At 71.9% G+C, this 1805-nt stretch carries 1 protein-coding gene and 1 pseudogene; both read right to left on the reverse strand.

Annotation, left to right across the window (positions count from 1 at the left end; all coding sequences use genetic code 11):
* Window positions 1–1142 (reverse strand): annotated as a pseudogene (locus VIU94_RS19505) (protein kinase family protein); the annotation flags it as partial.
* A 69-nt stretch (window positions 1143–1211) separates the two neighbouring features.
* The coding region (locus tag VIU94_RS19510) for a lipid II flippase MurJ (protein ID WP_331913110.1) at window positions 1212–1805 on the reverse strand (594 nt) is incomplete at its 5' end.

Below are 1805 nucleotides of genomic sequence, written 5' to 3' on the forward strand. Positions count from 1 at the left end.
GCGATGCGGAGCCAGCTGGCGCCGGGCTTGTCGTTGTAGTCCGGCTCCTCGGCGATCGGTACGTTGGCGCCGGTCCACGGGCCCTGCCAGCCGTTGTAGGAGGCATCGGGGGCCACCGGCCGCCGGGCGGCGGCTGGCGGAGCCTGCTGGGGGCGCTGCGGCGGCACGTAGCCCGGGGTCTCGTCGGCGAACAGCGGCTTCGACGGGGTCGGGTCCTGCATCGGCGGCGGGGAGGACGGACGCTGGCGCTGGGGACGTACGGCATCGGGGGCCACGCCGATGGCGTTCGACGCCGCCTGCGCTTCGGCCGGCTCGAGCTCGGTCGGCGCGGCCATCGCCTGGGTCTCCTCGTTGACCGCCGAGGGCCGGTTGAGCGGAGCGGTCGGCTCCCCGGAGAAGCCGGCGAGCGCGGAGTGCAGCTCGGCCGCGGTCAGCGGCGGCATGTCGGCGCCGCTGCCCAGCACCCGGTCGCACAGGTCGTCGAGGGGACGCGGCACACCGGCGCGTACCTGCCGGGGACGGAGCACGCGGCCGTGGTCACGCGGCGCGGGCGGCATCGAGGACAGGGTCTCGCCGGCCCACTTGCCGGTCAGGGCTGCGTAGAGGACGCCCACGGCGTCGACCCGGTCGCGCCGCTGGGAGTCACGGGTGTCGGGGTCGATCCCGTGCAGTGCGGCGTCAACACCGAAGCCGATGACACGCACCGCGCCGAGGTCGTCGAGCAGTACGGCCTCGGGGTTGAGCCGGCCGTGGGCGTGGCCCTGATCGTGGGCCAGGACCAGCAGGTCGGCGACCTCGGAGGCGATCCAGGCGGCCTGCTGCGGTGGCAGCGGGCCACCGGCGGCCAGTGCGTTCTCCAGCGACGAACCCTCGCCCCACTCGTTGACGACGTACGCCACCTGGTCGGTCTGGGCGGCGTCGAGGACGCGCAGCATCCGGGGGTCACCGACGGCAGCGGAGTTGCGGGCCGCGGCCATCAGGCGCGGAGCGCGCTCGTCGCGGGCGTCGAGGACGTGCACCGCAACCGGGCGGCCGAGCACCGCGTCCTGGGCGCGCCAGAAGCGTCCCTCACGGGACTCGCTCAGCAGATCCGTCAGCTGGTATCTGCCGGCGAGGACGTCGCCTGATTGCGTGAACTCCATATCGGACCCATTCTTTCAGACCGTGCCAGACAGTGAGGAGGCTGTCCGATGGTGGTCAAGGACTGGTGCTCAACGACGCAGCCGTCGGGCGACCTGTTGCACCATCGTGGTCAGCTCCTTGACCTGGGCAGCCTGCGCCCCGAGGAGCAGCATGCCGAGATGCAGCGCCCCGACGATAGCGGCACCGATCAAGGCCAGCACCATCGTCGGCTCGTCGTTGATCATGCCCAGCGCCGTGCGGAGCAGCCACGCGGCGGCCGCGGCGACCGCTGTCACCATGACCAGGCGGGCGAGGAACCCGAGCAGCCCGCGCCCGTCCAGGTCTCCGAGCGTGCGCTTGAGCACGACGTACGAGACGACGGAGCCGACCAGGTAGGCCAGCGTGTAGGCACCGGCGAGTGCGGGCGCGGTGTACTCCGCGGAGACTGCCCTGGTCAGCAGCAGCGCCGCGACGATGTTGGTGGTGGCGACCGAGCACTGGATGAAGAAGACGGTGCGGTTCTTCTCCAGCGAGTAGAAGCCGCGCAGCAGCAGGTAGTGGATCGTGAAGAAGACCAGCCCGGCGGCGAAGATCGACAGCGTCGGGGCGTACTCCTTGAACGCGTCGGCGCCGGCGCCGTAGCCGAACAGGATGTGGGCGATGTCCTCGGAGAGCACCGGGAG

The sequence above is a fragment of the Streptomyces sp. genome (assembly GCF_036566765.1).
Lineage (GTDB): Bacteria > Actinomycetota > Actinomycetes > Streptomycetales > Streptomycetaceae > Streptomyces.